Annotated in this window: 15 protein-coding genes and 2 pseudogenes; 5 read left to right on the top strand and 12 right to left on the bottom strand. The window is 72.2% G+C overall.

Features of this window, described 5'->3' with window-relative positions:
• The first annotated feature begins 2 nt into the window (after positions 1–2).
• Complete coding sequence (locus tag ACWEBX_RS11690) at positions 3–1,337, top strand: glutamate-1-semialdehyde 2,1-aminomutase (RefSeq protein ID WP_451884698.1); 1,335 nt, start codon at positions 3–5, stop codon at positions 1,335–1,337.
• Positions 1,338–1,602: 265 nt separating this feature from the next.
• On the opposite strand, the pseudogene ACWEBX_RS11695 reads toward ACWEBX_RS11690, so the two are convergent.
• The 3 genes and pseudogenes from ACWEBX_RS11695 to ACWEBX_RS11705 form a co-directional block, all read right to left on the bottom strand.
• A pseudogene (locus ACWEBX_RS11695) lies at positions 1,603–2,280 on the bottom strand (phosphatase PAP2 family protein); the annotation flags it as partial.
• 117 nt (positions 2,281–2,397) lie between these two features.
• Entirely contained in the window at positions 2,398–4,710 is a 2,313-nt protein-coding gene (locus tag ACWEBX_RS11700; RefSeq protein ID WP_451884699.1) for an FdhF/YdeP family oxidoreductase, read from the bottom strand.
• Positions 4,711–4,723: 13 nt separating this feature from the next.
• Positions 4,724–4,801: a 50S ribosomal protein bL37 gene (locus ACWEBX_RS11705; protein WP_382788762.1), complete on the bottom strand. Its 78-nt coding sequence runs from the start codon at positions 4,799–4,801 to the stop codon at positions 4,724–4,726.
• Between the two features lie 180 nt (positions 4,802–4,981).
• Here ACWEBX_RS11705 and ACWEBX_RS11710 point away from each other — a divergent pair, with 180 nt between their 5' ends.
• A complete protein-coding gene (locus ACWEBX_RS11710; RefSeq protein ID WP_451884700.1) occupies positions 4,982–5,446 on the top strand; it encodes a GreA/GreB family elongation factor in 465 nt (154 codons plus the stop codon).
• Between the two features lie 121 nt (positions 5,447–5,567).
• Here ACWEBX_RS11710 and ACWEBX_RS11715 read toward each other — a convergent pair whose 3' ends face one another.
• The 6 genes from ACWEBX_RS11715 to ACWEBX_RS11740 form a co-directional block, all read right to left on the bottom strand.
• On the bottom strand, positions 5,568–5,846 hold the full coding sequence (locus tag ACWEBX_RS11715; protein WP_451884701.1) for a hypothetical protein: 279 nt from the start codon (positions 5,844–5,846) through the stop codon (positions 5,568–5,570).
• A gap of 94 nt (positions 5,847–5,940) precedes the next feature.
• Entirely contained in the window at positions 5,941–8,511 is a 2,571-nt protein-coding gene (locus tag ACWEBX_RS11720) for an ATP-dependent Clp protease ATP-binding subunit (protein ID WP_451884702.1), read from the bottom strand.
• A 234-nt stretch (positions 8,512–8,745) separates the two neighbouring features.
• Complete coding sequence (locus ACWEBX_RS11725; protein ID WP_451884703.1) at positions 8,746–9,633, bottom strand: family 1 encapsulin nanocompartment shell protein; 888 nt, start codon at positions 9,631–9,633, stop codon at positions 8,746–8,748.
• The gene (locus ACWEBX_RS11730; RefSeq protein WP_451884704.1) at positions 9,630–10,700 is read right to left on the bottom strand and encodes a Dyp-type peroxidase; all 1,071 of its coding nucleotides are present in this window, start codon (positions 10,698–10,700) and stop codon (positions 9,630–9,632) included. The genes ACWEBX_RS11725 and ACWEBX_RS11730 overlap by 4 nt, the downstream gene beginning before the upstream one ends.
• Before the next feature lie 119 nt (positions 10,701–10,819).
• The gene (locus ACWEBX_RS11735) at positions 10,820–11,464 is read right to left on the bottom strand and encodes a DUF1345 domain-containing protein (protein ID WP_451884705.1); all 645 of its coding nucleotides are present in this window, start codon (positions 11,462–11,464) and stop codon (positions 10,820–10,822) included.
• 103 nt (positions 11,465–11,567) lie between these two features.
• Positions 11,568–12,053, bottom strand: a complete 486-nt coding sequence (locus tag ACWEBX_RS11740) for a PaaI family thioesterase (RefSeq protein ID WP_451884706.1) — start codon at positions 12,051–12,053, stop codon at positions 11,568–11,570.
• A gap of 121 nt (positions 12,054–12,174) precedes the next feature.
• Between ACWEBX_RS11740 and ACWEBX_RS11745 the strand changes: the two genes are divergently transcribed.
• From ACWEBX_RS11745 to ACWEBX_RS11755, 3 genes are all read left to right on the top strand, one after another.
• Positions 12,175–12,669, top strand: a complete 495-nt coding sequence (locus ACWEBX_RS11745) for a winged helix-turn-helix transcriptional regulator (RefSeq protein ID WP_451884707.1) — start codon at positions 12,175–12,177, stop codon at positions 12,667–12,669.
• A 268-nt stretch (positions 12,670–12,937) separates the two neighbouring features.
• The gene (locus ACWEBX_RS11750; protein WP_451884708.1) at positions 12,938–14,305 is read left to right on the top strand and encodes a diacylglycerol/lipid kinase family protein; all 1,368 of its coding nucleotides are present in this window, start codon (positions 12,938–12,940) and stop codon (positions 14,303–14,305) included.
• 294 nt (positions 14,306–14,599) lie between these two features.
• Positions 14,600–15,040, top strand: a complete 441-nt coding sequence (locus tag ACWEBX_RS11755) for an SRPBCC family protein (RefSeq protein WP_451884709.1) — start codon at positions 14,600–14,602, stop codon at positions 15,038–15,040.
• Positions 15,041–15,138: 98 nt separating this feature from the next.
• Here ACWEBX_RS11755 and ACWEBX_RS11760 read toward each other — a convergent pair whose 3' ends face one another.
• The 3 genes and pseudogenes from ACWEBX_RS11760 to ACWEBX_RS11770 form a co-directional block, all read right to left on the bottom strand.
• The gene (locus ACWEBX_RS11760; RefSeq protein ID WP_451884710.1) at positions 15,139–16,314 is read right to left on the bottom strand and encodes a glycoside hydrolase family 6 protein; all 1,176 of its coding nucleotides are present in this window, start codon (positions 16,312–16,314) and stop codon (positions 15,139–15,141) included.
• 142 nt (positions 16,315–16,456) lie between these two features.
• Positions 16,457–17,218 (bottom strand): XdhC family protein, encoded by a 762-nt coding sequence (locus ACWEBX_RS11765; protein WP_451884711.1) that lies wholly within the window; start codon positions 17,216–17,218, stop codon positions 16,457–16,459.
• Positions 17,215–17,340 (bottom strand): annotated as a pseudogene (locus ACWEBX_RS11770) (EamA family transporter); the annotation flags it as partial. The gene ACWEBX_RS11765 and the pseudogene ACWEBX_RS11770, both read right to left, overlap by 4 nt.

Below are 17,340 nucleotides of genomic sequence, written 5' to 3' on the forward strand. Positions count from 1 at the left end.
GCGTGCCAACCGAAGACACCCAAGAACTCCTCCTGCCCCGCTCGCGAACCGCGAACGAACGGCTGCACGCCATGATTCCCGGGGGCGCGCACACCTACGCCAAGGGCGACGACCAGTACCCCGACAACCTGGCCCCGGTCATCAGTCACGGCAGCGGTGCCCACGTGTGGGACGTCGACGGGAACCGCTACATCGAGTACGGCTCCGGCCTGCGCTCGGTGAGCCTCGGTCACGCGCACCCGCGCGTGACCGAGGCGGCCCGGCGGGAACTCGACCGCGGCAGCAACTTCGTCCGGCCGTCCATCCTGGAGGTCGAGGCCGCGGAACGCTTCCTGGCCACGGTGCCGACCGCCGAGATGGTGAAGTTCGCGAAGAACGGCTCCGACGCGACCACCGCGGCGGTGCGCCTGGCCCGTGCCGCCACCGGGCGTCCGCGGGTGGCGATCTGCGCCGACCATCCGTTCTTCTCCGTGGACGACTGGTTCATCGGCACCACACCGATGTCCGCCGGTATTCCGGCGGAGACCAACGAGCTCACCGTGACCTTCCCGTACGGCGACCTGGCCGCCACGGAGGAGCTGCTCACCCGGTACGAGGGCGAGGTCGCCTGCCTGATCCTCGAACCCGCCGCGCAGACCGAGCCCCCGCCCGGGTATCTCGCCGGGCTGCGCGCGCTGGCCGACCGGCACGGCTGTGTCCTGGTCTTCGACGAGATGATCACCGGCTTCCGCTGGTCCGAGGCGGGCGCCCAGGGCCTGTACGGCGTCGTCCCCGACCTCTCCACGTTCGGCAAGGCGCTGGGCAACGGATTCGCGGTCTCCGCGCTGGCCGGGCGCCGCGAGCTGATGGAGCTGGGCGGGCTGCGTCACTCCGGTGAGCGGGTGTTCCTGCTGTCCACCACGCACGGCGCCGAGACGCACTCGCTGGCGGCCGCGATGGCCGTCCAGACCGTCTACACCGAGGAGGGCGTCACCGCGCGGCTGCACGCCCTCGGCGAGCGGCTGGCCGCCGGTGTCCGGGAGGCCGCCGCCGGCATGGGCGTCGGCGACCATCTCGTCGTCCGGGGCCGGGCCAGCAACCTGGTCTTCGCCACCCTCGACGAGAACGGGAAGCCCTCGCAGGAGTACCGCACCCTGTTCCTGCGCCGGCTCCTCGCGGGCGGGGTGCTGGCCCCGTCGTTCGTGGTGAGCAGCGCGCTCGACGACGCCGACATCGACCAGACGGTCGACGTGGTCGCCCAGGCATGTGCGGTCTACCGCAAGGCACTCGACGCCGCCGATCCCACCCCCTGGCTCGCCGGACGGCCGGTGAAACCCGTGTTCCGCCGTCTGGTGTGACATGAGGTGAGGTGACATGGCGTCAGCGCACCTCCCGGCGGGCGGCGTCGGCCGTCGGACCCGCCGTCCGGCCGGTCTGCACGCCGGTTGACCGACCGGCTCTGCGGTCGGTGGCGCGGTCGGCTCTCCGGTGTGCCGAGTGGCCGGCTGTCCGGTCCGCGTGGTGAGGGGCGGTCCGGTCGGCTCTCCGGTCCTCCGAGCGGTCGGCCGGCCGGTTCGCGGGACGGCCGGCCGGCGGCCGTTGCGGCGTCCCGTCGGTCCGGCGGTCCACCGTCCGGTCGGCCGCCGGGCCGGTCATCCGGTCCGCCGTCCGGTCGACCAGCCACGCGGCCGCCGGGACCACTGCCAGCGCGGTGCACCAGCCGCCGAGGGCGTCGGTCGGGTAGTGCGCGCCGAGGGCGACCTGCGCCCAGCCCATGGCGGCGCCGGCGGTCAGCGCCGCGCCGAACACGAGTGCGGTGCCCGCGGTTCTGCCGAGGCCGAGCCGGCCGGTCGCGGTCAGTGCCACCGCGAGGGCGAGCGCGGTGGCGAAGGCGGTGTGACCGCTCGGGTAGGACAGGTTCCCGTCGCCGTGAATGGTGCGTCCCACCAGGGACTTGAGCAGCGTCGCCGCGACCACGGCCACGGCGGCGCCGGCGGCGACGAGTGCCGCGGCGCGGGGACGCCGGAGGAGCAGGCAGCCCGCCATGAGGGACACGACCAGTGCGGTCGCGCCGGCGGGCTCCCCCAGGAAGTCCAGTGCCAGAGCGACGCGCCGCCAGGGCGAGCCCACGTCGTACGCCGCTGTCCCGATCCGCGCGTCCACCGGGCCCGGCTCGCTGTCGCCGGCGTACAGGACCCCGAGCACCATGACCGTCAACGCGGCGAGGACCGCGGTCAGCGCGAGCTGCAATCGGAGTGCCGGGGGCACCACGGCGGCTTCCGCCTGACGCCAACTCCCCACCGACGAACCCCCGTTGTGTCCGAGTCGGCCCGTACGCGAGCCTTCGTCACCCTAACCAACAACGCGGGCGCGGCGCATCGGCGCCGGGTAAGGAGCGAGTCAACACTTGGCGAAGTCTCAACCGGACGGTGTGATGGTGACCTTGACGTGTTTCATCAAGGGCTGGTCGCTCTGGAGGCTGTAGTCGCCGATCGCGCAGAGGACGTTCATCTCCGGCATGTAGCCGGCCGCGCAGCCGCGGGGAATGTCGTAGGGGATGGCCAGATAGCCGTCGAGACTGCGGTGGCTGCCGTCCTTGGCGGTGCTGACGATCTCGACCGGGGTGAACTCGGAGATGCCGCGTTCGCGCATGTCGTCCTCGTTCATGAAGACCAGCGTGCGCAGGTTCTTGACGCCCCGGTAGCGGTCGTTGTCCGAGTAGATCGTGGTGTTCCACTGGTCGTGGGACCGCATGGTGCCGAGCGCCAGGGTGCCGGGTTCGGGGATCACGTCGGGCAGCGGGGCCGCGGAGAACTCGGCCCGGCCCGACGGGGTGAGGAAGACCAGTTCGCGGGCGGGCTGTTTGATCCGGAACCCGAGCGGCAGGCGTACCCGCCGGTTGCAGTCCTCGAATCCGTCGAGGACCCGGGCCATCGTGTCGCGGATGCGGTCGTAGTCCTCGATGTACCACTCCCAGGGGGTGCCGCTGTCCGGGAGGGCGGCGCGCGCGATGCCCGCGATGACGGCCGGCTCGGACAGCAGGTCCTTGGAGGCGGGGCGCTTCATGCCGACGGACAGGTGGACCATGCTCATCGAGTCCTCGACCGAGGTGCTCTGGAGCCCGCCGCGCTGCTGGTCCTTCTCGGTCCGGCCCAGGCACGGGAGGATCAGCGCCCGGCTGCCGTGCACGAGGTGGCTGCGGTTGAGCTTGGTGCTCACCTGGACCGTGAGGTCGCAGTTGCGCAGGGCCGTGTAGGTGTACGGGGTGTCGGGCGCGGCGAGGGCGAAGTTGCCGCCCATGCCGACGAAGACCTTCACGTCGCCGCGGTGCATGGCCCGGATGGTGGCCACGGTGTCCATGCCGTGCTCGCGGGGCGGGTCGATCCCGCAGACCTCGGCGAGCCGGTCCAGGAACTCCCCGGCCGGCCGGTGGTCGATGCCGCACGTCCGGTTGCCCTGGACGTTGCTGTGCCCGCGCACCGGTGAGGGACCGGCGCCCTCGCGGCCCAGATTGCCGCGCAGCAGAAGGAGGTTGACGATCTCCCGTACGGTGTCGACGCCGTGTTCGTGCTGGCTGACGCCGAGGCACCAGCTCATGATGGAGCGGTCGGCGTCGCGGTACACGCGTGCCGCCTGGAGGATGCCGTCCCGGCCGATCCCGGACTGGAGCTCGATCGCGTCCCAGGGGGTGGCCTCGCAGACCGCGCGGTACTGGTCGAAGTACGCCGTATGACGGTCGATGAACTCCTGGTCCAGGGCCTTCGGATCCGTCGTGGACTGCTCCAGGATCGCCTTGGCCATCCCTCGCAGGAGCGCCATGTCCCCGCCGATGCGCGGCTGGAGGTTCAGGGTGCTGGTCCGGGTGGTCTTGAGGACGGCCATGTCCGTGAAGTCGTGCGGGACGATGGTCCGGGTGGCGGCGGCCTCGACCAGGGGGTTGATGTGCACGATCTGGGCGCCGCGGTGGTAGGCCTCGGCGAGGGCGGTGAGCATCCTGGGCGCGTTGGAGGCGGCGTTGACACCCATGATGAACAGGGCGTCGGTGGTCTCCCAGTCCTTGAGGTCGGCGGTCCCCTTGCCGGTGCCGAGCGATGCCGTCAGCGCCCGGCCGCTGGCCTCGTGGCACATGTTCGAGCAGTCGGGCAGGTTGTTCGTGCCCAGTTCGCGGGCCAGGAGCTGGTAGAGGAACGTGGCCTCGTTGCCCAGGCGTCCTGAGGTGTAGAAGGAGGCCTGGCCGGGATCGTCGAGTTCGCGCAGTGTGCGCCCGGCGAGTTCGAACGCGTCGCGCCAGGCGATCGGCACGTAGTGGTCCGACTCCGGGTCGTAGACCATCGGTTCGGTCAGCCGGCCCTGGTCCTCCAGGTCGTAGTCGCTCCAGCCGGACAGCTCGGTCACCGAGTGCGCGGCGAAGAACTCGCGGCCGACCCGCTTGCCGGTCATCTCCCACGTGACGTGCTTGATGCCGTTCTCGCAGATGTCCAGGTGCAGGCCCTTGGTGTCGTCGGGCCACGCGCATCCGGGGCAGTCGAAGCCCGTGTTCTCGTGGTTCATGCGCATGATGGCGCGGGGGCCGTCCACGAGGGCCCGTTCCCGCACGAGGAACTGGCCCACGCTCTTGGCCGCACCCCAGCCGGCGGCCGGGTGATGGTACGGATGGAATTCCGGTTCGCCCTGCGGGTCGGGCCCGACGTGGGGTACCCGGCCGTCCTGTCCGTTCTGGGATGCGTTCAAGAGTCTCACCGAGCTAGCACTGGGGTCGCTTTCCGTGGTTCGCGGCGTGCTTGCGGCGGCTCTTCTTCTTCCGACGTCGCTTCGAGGACATGGGACCTCCCTGGCTCACTCGTGACGCACGCGCAGGACAGCGCGAAGCGTTCTGAACTCCGGTGACCCACGATTCCATACTTCACATACAGCCGCGATCCGGCCCATCAGTTCACAATCCTTCGCGGATATGCTGATAACACTCCAATTTGACTCATATTGCGCACACCGAGGAGCAGGCATGGCCAGCGAACCGGCACCGATCAGCGCGGCCGCCCGGCAGGCACTGGAGCGGGAACTCGACGACCTGCGCACCGAACGCGCGACGGTCGCGGCGACCCTCCAGGACTCGGACGCGGAGGTGGGCGACCACGCGGACGCGGCCGACGAGTTGCAGCGCGCGGACGACCTGCGGCGCCTGGACGACCGGATCTCGCAGATCACCACACGGCTGGCCGGGGCGGACGTGGCGGGTCCCCCGCCCACGGACACGGTCGGCGTGGGCAGTACGGTCACCGTCCGGTTCGCGGACGGCACGACGGACACCGTTCAGATCGGCGAGGGGGCCGCGGTGCTGGACCGGACGCTCGTCACGGCCGACAGCCCGCTGGGGCGCGCGCTCCTCGGCCACCGGGCGGGCGACACCGTGGACTTCCGGGCACCCGACGGACCCGGCAGCGCGGTCGTGGTCTCCCTGGGCACGTAACCGCGTCTCCCTGGGCACGCACGTAACGGCGTGGCGGCGGGCACGTAACCGCGTGGCGGCGGGCCGACCGGAGGATCCGTGATCCGGAGTCCTCCGGTGCGTTCGTGCCCCGCGTTGGGTTTCAGTCCCCGTAGCTGGAGGGCGGATAGGGGGCCCGGCCCCGCCGGGTGACATCGCCTGTCGGGATCCGGCCGGAGCCCACCTCCAGATCGATCTCCACGCGCTCGCGCCGGTAGGCGGCCTCGGGATCGTCCATGGGCCCGCCGAGCAGTCCGGCTTCCCGCCGCTCGCGGACCGTACGTGCGTGGAGCTCGTCGTCGTCGGACCGCAGGGGCATTCCCCTGTTGTGGGCGTGCTCCGGATCGCCTTCGACAGCCCGGTTGGACTTGTGGTGCGTCATGCGCAGCCTCCTCAAACGACTGCCCGGCGTCTCGCGAGCCCGGGCAGGTCCTCGGTGTCAGGAGTCCTCCGTCCCGTCGTTCGTCGTACGTCGGTCACTTCCCTGTGTCGCCGGCGGGCTCCTCGCTCCCCCGCCCCGCCTCCGCGGCCTCGCCCGAAGGCCCGCCGTCCGAGGCGCCGCCGACCGCGGCGCCCTTGCGCACGGTGCAGCGCACGGAGCCGTCCCGGTCCTCGGCGACGATCGTGTCGCCGGGTTCGGCCTCGCCGCCGAGCAGCAGCTCCGCGATGCCGTTGTCGAGCTCCCTCTGGATCGTGCGCCGGAGCGGGCGCGCGCCGAACTCCGGTTGATGACCGTGGGCGATCAGCAGTTTCTTGGCCGCCTCGGTCACCTCCAGTTTCATGCCCTGCGCGTGCACCCGGCGTTCGCTCCGGCCGAGGAGATGCTCGACGATCTGCGCCAGATCGTCCTCCTTCAGGCCGTGGAAGATGATGATGTCGTCGATGCGGTTCAGGAACTCGGGCAGGAACCGGGTCCGCAGCTCGCTCATCAACGCGTCCTTGAGATCGGACACGTCGCCCTTGTGGTCCAGGATCCGGTGCGCGCCGATGTTGGACGTCATGATCACGACGCAGTGCCGGAAATCGACGGTGCGCCCCTGACCGTCCGTCAGCCGCCCGTCGTCGAGGATCTGGAGCAGCGTGTTGAAGACATCGGGGTGCGCCTTCTCCACCTCGTCGAACAGGACGACGCTGTACGGCTGTCTGCGGACCTTCTCGGTCAACTGCCCCGCCTCGTCGTATCCGACGTAGCCGGGCGGCGCCCCGACGAGACGGGCGACCGTGTGCTTCTCCTGGAACTCGCTCATGTCGAAGCGGACCATGCGGCTCTCGTCGCCGAACAACTGCTCGGCGAGGGTCTTGGCCAGCTCCGTCTTGCCCACGCCGGTGGGGCCGAGGAAGAGGAAGGAACCCACGGGGCGGTTCGGATCGCCCATGCCGGCCCGGTTGCGGCGTACCGCCTGCGAGACGGCGGTGACCGCCTCGTCCTGGCCGACGATCCGGGAGTGCATCTCCTCCTCCAGCTTCAGGAGCTTCTCCTTCTCGCTGGCGGTGAGCTGGGACACCGGGATGCCGGTGCGGCGGGAGACGATGTCGGCGATGTCACGGGCGGTCACGGACACGACACCGGCGCGCCGCTCCTCGATGCCCGCGAGCTCGCCCTCCGCCTCGGCGATCCGCCCCTTGAGCTGTCCCGCGCGCTCGAAGTCCTCGGCGGCCACGGCCTGATCGCGCTCGCGGCGCAGCTTCGCGATGCGGTCCTCGCGTTCGGAGACCTCGGTCGAGCGGACGGCGCCGCGCAGCCGCACCCGGGCGCCCGCCTGGTCCATCACGTCGATCGCCTTGTCGGGCAGGAACCGGTCGCTGATGTAGCGGTCGGACAGTTCCGCCGCGGCGGCCAGGGCTCCGTCGGCGAAGCGGACCTGGTGGTGCGCCTCGTACGCGTCGCGCAGCCCCTCCAGGATCTGCACGGTCTCCTCGACCGACGGCTCCGGCACCATCACCGGCTGGAAGCGGCGTTCGAGCGCGGCGTCCTTCTCGACGTACTTGCGGTACTCGTCGATGGTCGTCGCGCCCACCACATGGAGTTCTCCGCGGGCCAGAGCGGGTTTGAGCATGTTGCCCGCGTCCATGGCGCCCTCACCCGTCGCGCCCGCGCCGACGACCGTGTGCAGTTCGTCGATGAAGAGAACGATCTCCCCGTCCGACGCCTGGACGTCCTCGATGACCTTCTTCAGCCGCTCCTCGAACTGTCCGCGGTACTGGGCTCCCGCCACCATGCCGGACATGTCGAGGGAGACGACGCGCTTGCCCTTGAGCGTGTCCGGGACGTCCCCGGAGACGATGCGCTGTGCGAGTCCTTCGACGATCGCGGTCTTGCCGACGCCCGGCTCACCGATGAGTACGGGGTTGTTCTTGGAGCGCCGGGAGAGGATCTCGATGGTCTGCTCGATCTGCTCGGCGCGTCCGACGACCGGGTCGAGCCGGCCGGCCTTCGCCTCCTCGGTCAGGTCCCGTCCGAACTCGTCGAGGGTCGTGGCGGGCTTGTCGGGCTCGGCCGGGCGGCTTTCGGGACGCGCCGTGCGTTCCGTGAGACCTGCCAGCTTCTGCGCGTCCTGTCCGTCGGCGCGCAGCAACTGGGCGGCGCCGGTGTCGGCGTCGCCGAGCAGGGCGGCGAGGATGTGTTCGGGGCCGATGTAGGACACCCCGGCCGCCTGCGAGCGTGCGTACGCGGCGGCGAGGGTGCGCTTGGCCGCGGGGGTCAGGCCCGGCTCCGAGGACGGCTCGCTGCTCTCCCGGGGGAGGACCTCGGCGAGCTGGGCCGCGAGGGCGTCGGGGTCCAGCTCCGCGCGGGCCAGCAGCGAGCGGGCGGGTTCGACCTTCGTGGCGGCCCACAGCAGGTGCTCCGTGTCGAGATCGGGGGTCCCGTCCTGCTGGGCGCGCTGTGCGGCCAGGTTCAGGAGTTCCTGCGATGACTCCGTCAGCAGCCGTCCGATGGGTACGCGCTGCACGGCCGGCGGAGACGACGCGGGCGACATCCCGAAGAAACGATTCAGCAGATCACCGAAGGGGTCGGACGAGCCGAAACCGTAGGACGACATCGACATGGACAGCTCCCGGTGCGGCGACGAGTCCTTCCACCATTTCGCGGCGCCTATTGCTCCGCAACCGGAGCGGCCGTCCGCGCCGCGGGGGTCCTGGCCTGCGCGTTCATCCCGGCGAGGGCGGAACTCACCGAAGGTAAGGGGGCGTTGGCGAGCGCCGGAAACTCCGATACGGCCCGGCCCGCGGACCCCGCGAGCGCCCGCCCCGCCCGGGTGGCACGCGCGCCCCCGCCGGGTTCAGACCGCTCCCCCGCCGGTGCCCCTGTGTCCGTTCGTGTCCCCGCCCGAGTCGGTCGACGGGTCGAGTGCCACCACGGCCTCGTCCGTGTGGACGAGGAAGGTCAGGGTCTGGCGGAAGTACAGGTCGACGCCCGTGGCGTCGTGGGCGGTGTAGCCGATGGCGAGATCCTCGCCGAGGCGCAGTTCGTAGTCGCCGCCCCGGGTGGTGAGCAGGAAGGCCCCCTCCACGGCGGGTGCCCAGATCAGCCGCCCGTCGAGCAGCCTGCCGAGGTGGGCGGCGACGGGATAGCCGTGGTCGGAGGTCTCGCTGACCGCCGTGTACGCCTCCGCGCCCAGCAGCAGCGCGTACGGGCCCTGCACGCCGGCCAGCCTGAGTGTGCTCAGGGCGTGGCTGACGGCGTCGGGGAAGTCGCGCGGCTCCGCGGGAAGGCGGAGCACCGGGTTGGACGTACGGGCTCGCAGACCGTCGACACGGGCCGCCGCGTATCCGTTGAAGACGGTCTGGTCCTCGGCGAACGCCATGGTGCGGGCCGCGTCCTTGACCGGCTGCCAGTCGGAGTCCTCGGCGCCCCGGTCCACGTCGTCGACGGCGTCGCGGCTCACCCGGAACGGCACGGTGAGCTCGACCAGGGGCTGAACCTGGCGCAGCCGGGCGGCGACACCGGGTGACGGGCCGTCGATGCGGGACAGATGGCCGGTCCCGACGGCGGCGAGCACGGGCCCGTCGGGGCCCGTGACGTCCACGACGCGCCGGCCGGCGAGGTTGCGCCGGAACGTGCGGCGCGCCTCGTCCTCGATCTCGTTCCACGCGGCGGGCGTGACGGGTGCGAGTTCGCGGTGCAGGTTGCCGGTTCCGGCGGCCGTGGCGTCGGTTGCGGTCGTCATGTGCGGACTCCTTTGAGGCTGCCGATCCCCAGTGAGCCGTCCGCCGTCGCGGCCTCGCCGTCCGTGGCGGTGGGGCCGGCGGCGGGCTCGCCGGTCACGGCGGTCGGGTCCGCCGCGTCCTGGTCCGCCTCCCGCTCGCCGGGGGCGGCGGGGAGGTCGTCGAGAAAGGCGGCGGGCGGCACGTGGAAGAGGCAGCCGGTGATCGCGGTCGAGAAGTCGAGGATGCGGTCGTACGCGGCCCGGCCGTCTCCGAGGAACATGTTGCGCAGCATCTGCTCGGTCACCCCGGGGGTGCGCGCGTAGCCGATGAAGAAGGTGCCGAACTCGCCCTCGCCCAGGGTGCCGAACGGCATGTTCTCCCGCACGATCTTGCGTTCGTCACCGTTCTCGTCGGTGACGGTGTTGCGGGCGACATGGGAGTCGGCCGGTTTGATCTCGTCGGGGAGTTCGGTGTTGGCGAGTTTCGTGCGCCCGATGACCCGCTCCTGCTCGTCCGACGGCAGCGCGTTCCAGGTCCGCAGGTCGTGCAGGTACTTCTGGACGATCACGTAACTGCCGCCCGCGAAGGCGGGATCCTCGTCACCGACGACCACGGCGTCGACGGCCGCCGGGCCCTCGGGGTTCTCGCTGCCGTCGACGAAGCCGAGCAGGTCGCGCTCGTCGAAGTACTTGAATCCATGGACCTCGTCGACCACCGTGACCGCGCCCTCCAGCCGTTCCACGATGAGCCGGGCCAGTTCGAAACAGAGGTCCTGGCGGCGGGCCCGGAGGTGGAACAGGAGGTCTCCCGGCGTGGCCGGGGCGCGGTGGCGTCGGCCCGTCAACTCCACGAACCGGTGCAGCTCCTGGGGGCGGGGACCGCTGAACAGCCGGTCCCAGACGGCCGATCCGACGCCGACGACACAGGCCAGTTCGTCGGCCGGGGCGCGGAAGGAGACGGAGCGGCGCAGTCCGGAGACGTCCTCCAGCAGACCGCGGACCGTGTCCTCGTGCCCCGGCGTGACGGTGACCACGAGGAACACCGCGGCCCTGGCCGGCCGGGAGATCACAGCCTGTGGCTCGGCCAAGGGTCGGCCTCCTCAGGGGACGCGGAGGTGTCCGCGGCGCACGGACCGGACGGTTCTTCCTCCCATCCTGGGGCGTCACGGGGCAAACCGCACCAGAACGCCTCGCTCCCCCGCCGGCGTCAGCCGCTCACGAGTCCGACGACGACATTGATGGCCGTGGCGAGAATGCTGGTGCCGAACACGTACGACAGGAGGCAGTGCCGCAGCACGATCGAGCGGATCTGCGCGCTGGAGACGCTGGTGTCGGACACCTGGTAGGTCATCCCGAGGTTGTAGCTGAAGTAGAAGAAGTCGCGGTACGCCGGGGGGTCGTCCGTGTTGAAGTCGATGCCGCCGTTCCCGTCGTAGTACAGGTAGGCATAGCGGGTGGCGTACATCAGGTGGAGGGCGGCCCAGGCCAGGAACACGCCGCACAGGGCGGTCACGGCCACGGCGTCACCGCGGTCGGACCCGCCGCCGCGCAGGAGCAGCAGCGCGATGGCGCCCAGCCCGCACAGGGCGACCGCGACCACGACGAGTTCGTCGGTCAGCGGGCGCAGGTCCTCCCGGCACGCGCTCGCGCGGGTCGCCTCGGCGCTCATAGGCCACAGCACCACCCAGCCCGCCAGGACGAAGAACAGTTCCGTCGCGGCGATGCCGGCCAGCGAGCCCAGGAAGACGTCGTTCGAGAAGCCGACGGCCAGCCCGACCGCGGCGCCCAGGACCAGCGAGACGACCAGGCGCGGCACGGCGTCCAGGGGCAGTCTCGGCAGGCTCGTCCTCATACGCCGTCACGCTAGGGCATGTCCGCGGAGTCCCGCCTGCGCGGCGACGTCGGCACGCCCCGGCCCCGGGCCCGCCGGCCCGGTGGAGACGGCGGGCGGCGGCTCAGACGGGGAACAGCAGGCAACTGCTGGTGGTGTGGGCGAGCAGCCGGCCGGACGCGTCGAAGAGCTCCGCCTGGGCAAGCGCGGTGCGGCGGCCGCTGTTCAGGACGGTACCGACGGCCTCGACCCTGCCGGTGTCCACGGTGACCGGGCGCAGGAACTTCACGTTCAGATCGAGCGAGGTGTATCCGGTGCCCCGGGGCAGCACGGACTGCACCGCGCAGCCCGCCGCGGAGTCCAGCAGGGTGGCGTAGATGCCCCCGTGGACGCTTCCGATCGGGTTGTAGTGCTCCTCCCCCGGGACCAGGGAGAAGACCACCCGGCCGTGCTCGACCTCTTCGAGGGTCATGCCGAGGGTCGCGGAGATCGGCGGCGCGGGGAGCCGTCCGGCCTGCATCTCGCGGAGGAAGTCGAGACCGCTGTAGCGGGCTACGGCGTCCGCGGTGACGGCCGGGTCCTCCCAGTCGTACGTACGAGACCTGCCCATGCTTCTCCCACACTCCCCGCTCGGACGATCTGACTCTGTTTTTCGCAGTCAGCCGGTACGACAGAAGTTAGCCAGCGCCACACCTGGCTGTCAATCTCACAGTCAGCCTACGATGGGGCCCATGACGTGGCTCGACACCAGTACCGAGAACTGCACGGTCCAGCGGACGCTCGACCTGATCGGCGAGAAGTGGTCGATGCTGGTCCTGCGTGACGCGATGAACGGCGTACGGCGCTTCGACGACTTCCGGCGCCATGTCGGACTCTCCGAGAGCGTGCTGGCGGACCGGCTGCGGAAGCTGGTCGCGGCCGGGATCCTGGACACCGTGCCGTACAGCGAGCCCGGCAGCCGCGCCCGTAACGAGTACCGGCTCTCCCGCAAGGGCTGGGACCTGTGGCCCGCCATGATCGCCCTCAAGCAGTGGGGCGACCGCTACACGGCGGATCCCGAGGGGCCGCCGCTGGAGGTCGTGCACGCGGACTGCGGCGAGCAGGTGCGCGCGGTGGTCGTGTGCGGGGCCGGACACGGCACGCTGATCCCGCCGGAGGCCCGGACCCGCCCGGGCCCGTCGGCACGGCAGGCGGAGCCCGCCGCCCGGCCCGCTTCCGGGCGGTGAGGCACCCGGGCCCGCTCCCGGGGCGGTGAAGGCACCCGTGCCGCCTTCGGACGGGTCGTCGGAGGGGCGCCCGGCACGAAACGGGCCGGGACACAGGCCGCCTCGTGGTGCTGGGGCCCGGCTCGTGGCAGCGTGACCCCATGAGGGCCGGCCCGGCACGTCGGACATGGACGTCCGCCGTGCGGGCATCCGGTTTCGCGTGACCGGCGATGCGGCGCCCTCTCGGACGGCGGCCGCGGTGCCGGACGGACCGACCGGTGGAGGAACGATGAGCACGCAGACGGGGCCACCGGCCCGCGAACGATGGGCGGCGAGAGCCTCGCTCGCGGCGGCGGCGCTCGCCGTGGCACTGCCGCTCGCCTTCGGGGGTGTACGCGGCCTCCTGCTCCTGCTCGCCGCTCTCGCGGCCATGGCCGTCGCGGCCGGGGCGCTGTGGTGGGCGCTGACCCGGCGCGGCCCGGTGCGCTGGATCGCGGGCCTGCTCGCCGTCGTGCTCCCGCTCGCCGTCGTCGTGGTCCTCGCGATCACGCTGCTGTGGACCCTGCTGCTGTCCCCCGTGCTGTGGATCGTCGCCGTGTGGTGCGGGCGCTACGCGCTGCGCAGCGCCCGCGGCCGGGTCCGGTCCATGAAGGAACACCGCACTCCGCCGCCGCGGCGGCCGTTCGTCATCATGAATCCCCGGTCCGGGGGCGGGAAGGTGGAGCGGTTCGGCCTCGTGGAGAAGGCCGAGCGGCTCGGCGCCCGTGTCGTGCTCCTCGACCCGGAGCAGCACCAGGACGTCACCGAGCTGGCCCGGCGGGCGGTCGCGGACGGGGCGGACCTGCTGGGCGTGGCGGGCGGTGACGGGACGCAGGCGCTCGTCGCGGCGGTCGCCGCCGAACACGGTCTGCCGTTCCTCGTCGTCTCGGCCGGCACCCGCAACCACTTCGCCATGGACCTCGGCCTCGACCGCGACGACCCCGCCACCTGCCTGGACGCGCTGAAGGACGGGGTCGAACTGCGGGTGGACCTCGGCTTCGCCGGAGAGCACCCGTTCGTCAACAACGCCTCCTTCGGGGCGTACGCGGCGGTCGTCCAGGATCCCGCCTACCGGGACGACAAGATCGGCACGATCCTGGAGCTCCTGCCGGATCTGCTCACCCGCCAGCGCGGCCCCGAGCTGACCGCCTACGCCGCCGGGGCCACACTGGAGGCGCCGCAGGCCGTGCTGGTGAGCAACAACCCCTACCGCACGAACGACCCGGCGGGTCTTGGCCGGCGCGAGCGGCTGGACTCGGGGCTGCTCGGGGTTCTCGGGGTCAAGGTGGACAGCGCGGTCGAGGCCGCCGCCCTGCTGCTCGCCCCCGCCCCGCACGGCCTGTCGGTCCTCACGGCGCGCGAGGTGGTCGTGACCGCCGACGGCGGCGAGCTGGAAGCCGGAATCGACGGCGAGGCCATGGTCCTGCCCACCCCGGTCCGCTGCCGCGTGGCACCGGGCGCGCTGCGCGTACGCGTCCCGAGGAAGCGCCCGGGCGTCCCCGCGGTCCAGCCCACCCTGGACTGGCGACGGCTGATGGCCATGGCCCTGCTCGTGAGCCGCACGGCCGGTGTACACCGCCCGGGCCACGGACCGGCGCGGACCGACGGAAGCCGTTGAGGGGACCGGGGCGGGCGGACCGGACGCGTTGACAGGACCAGGGCCAGTGGACCGGCGGTGCCGACCGGACCGGGGCAGGCCTACCGGAGGTGTTGACAGGACCAGGGCGGGCCGACCGGACGCGTTGACGGGCCTGGGGCGAGTGGACTGGCGGCACCGACCGGACCGGGGCGGGCGTTGGCGGCGTCCGGCCGGGGCTCCGGGGCGTTCGCGTCCGGGAGCTGTGACGGTGTCCGCCCCCGGCGCCGGAGAGGCACCCCCCGTCCAGGCCTTGCCGGCGCCTACGATCGTGCCGTGGTCCTCTTCGTCCTGGAACGCGTGTCCCGGCACTCGGTCGCCGAGAGCTGGCGGCGGCTGACCGACTGGCCCCGGCACGCGGACGTCGTCCCGCTGACCCGGGTCACCGTGCGCACACCGGCGCCGACGCGGCAGGGCACGGTCTTCGTGGCACGGTCGGGACTCGGGCCGCTCGCGTTCGACGACCCGATGGAGGTCGTCGCGTGGAGCCCGCCGGGCGACGGGGGTCCGGGAACGTGCCGGCTGCTCAAGCGCGGCACGTTCGTCACGGGCTGGGCCGAGTTCGAGGTGCACCCGGCGGACGGCGGCGGTTCACGGGTGGTCTGGCGGGAGGATCTGACCGTACGCGGCCTCCCCGCCTTCACCGACCGGCCGCTGGGCGGGACGGCACGGTGGATGTTCGGGCGGGCGGTGGACGGGTTGCTGGGGCGGGGGTGAGCCCCGGCCGTACGCCCGAGCGGCGACGACCGGGGCACGCACCCCGTTCTCAGGCCCTTCGGTGGGCCCGACTCCCGGGAGGCCGACGTCCCTGGCGGTCAGGCTCCGGGCAGAAGCGGCGGTTCGGCCAACTGAGCCAGTTCCAGTGCCTGTTGGGGGAACCAGTCGCCCGCCTTCGGGTCGACCGTGCCGCGTTCGGGGTCCTCGGGGCCCGTGGTTCCGCGCAGGCAGAGGCCGTCCGACTCGCCGGGTGTCTTGATCCACAGACGGGCGTCCTGGAGCGGGTCGCCGGTGTGCAGCGTCGGGCGGGCGCCGAGTCCGCGGTTCGGCGGGTTGCACCAGTCCTGCGCGTCGGTGTACGTGCCGGCCGGCGGGGTCCAGGTGCCCCGGCCGTTGCGGCTGGAGTCCGTGACGAAGTGCTTCATCCGGGACGGCGGGGTCGTCACCTGCGCGTCGATCCAGGCCTGTGCGTCGGCGCGCGGCCACCACTGGTTGGGGCACTGGGCGGCGTCACCACCGCCGTCGGCGTAGGCCAGGCAGGACGAGATGAGCTTGCCGTACCAGGAGTTGGCGTCGTCGGTGTGGTAGTTCGAGGCGTTGGTGTAGAAGCCGGAGGCCCCTGCCACCCCGCCCCGGATCAGGCGCGGCACGATGTCGTTGACGGAGTGCCAGCCCGGATGCCCGGTGTCGAGATACACCTTGGTGCCGCGCAGCGGCTCCAGAGCGCCGACCGCGTAGTTGACCTCGGTGTAGCGCGCGGCCGTCTTCGTGCCCTGCGCGTCGTCCTGGCCGCAGTCGGAGGGCAGCAGGGCGAGGGCGTCGGGTTCCAGGGTGACGATCGCGTCGCCGCGTCCGATCCCCCGGGCCACCGCGTCGATCCAGGCCTGGTACTCCGCGGTGTTCGCTGCGCCGCCCGCCGAGTAGTTGGAGCAGTCGCGGCCGGGGATGTCGTACAGCGCCAGCGCGGGAATCGCGCCGTGGCGGCCGGCGTCGCGGACCACCGCGCGGACCTTCTTCTCCACCTCGGCCGGCGTCTCGTCGCCGAACCACACGGCCTGCGGGGTGTTCACCATCGCCACGATGCCCGCCGCGTCGCGCAGCCGGCCGGCCCGGGCGAGACCGAGGGCCTGTTGGTAGGCCGCCGGATTGGCGTCGGGGACGTACAGCGACGGTCCGTGGCCGGCGGACTGCGCGGCCTGCGCCGGGGGTGCGGCGAAGAGGGCGGCCAGACCGACGGACAGAGCGGCGAGCCAGATGGGCGTGCGTCGTCTCATACAGGTTCACTCCGGGGTCGCAACGGTCACGAGGGACTTGCGGGAGCGCTCCCACAGGAGGTTCGCCGAGAGGCGGGCGCACGTCAATACGGGGCACGGAAGAACACGCCCGAAAACTGCGGAACGGCCCGGAGGCGGGCCCTCAGGCCACCGACCCGATGTGCCGCACCGGGGCCGAGGGCGCGTCGTGGTGGATGGGGGTGTGCGCCCCGGTGAGGGAGACCCCGCTTCCTCCGCGCCGGTCGGCCACGATCTCCGCGGCGATCGACAGGGCCGTCTCCTCGGGGGTCCGCGCCCCGAGGTCCAGGCCGATCGGCGACCTGAGGCGGGCCAGCTCCATCTCGGTGACGCCGACCTCGCGCAGCCGTTCGTTGCGGTCCAGGTGGGTACGGCGCGAGCCCATGGCGCCGACGTACGCCACGGGGAGCCGCAGCGCGAGCCGGAGCAGCGGGACGTCGAACTTGGCGTCGTGGGTGAGGACGCACAGGACGGTGCGGGAGTCGACCTTCGTGCGCTCCAGATAGCGGTGGGGCCACTCCACGACGATCTCGTCCGCCTCGGGGAAGCGGGCCGCCGTCGCGAAGACCGGGCGGGCGTCGCACACCGTCACCCGGTGGCCGAGGAACTTGCCCACCCGGACCAGCGCCGAGGCGAAGTCGATGGCACCGAAGACGATCATGCGCGGCGGCGGGACCGAGGACTCCACGAGGACCGTGAGCGGCGCTCCGCAACGAGAGCCCTGCTCTCCGATCTCCACGGTGGCGGTGCGGCCGGCGTCCAGCAGGGCCGCCGCCTCGCCCGCCACCGTACGGTCGAGTCCGGGATGGGCGCCGAAGCCTCCCTCGCGGGAGCCGTCGGGATGCACGACGAGGGCACGGCCCACCAGGTCGGCGGGCCCGCTCACGACGCGGGCGAGCGCCGCGGCCCGTCCGCCCGCCGCGGCGGCGCGGCCCCCCACCGCAGCGGGCTGATCGACTCGTGCAGGAACAGCGCGGCCGACGACATCCCGAAGACCGGGACGAGCAG

This window comes from Streptomyces sp. NPDC005070 (assembly GCF_053600395.1).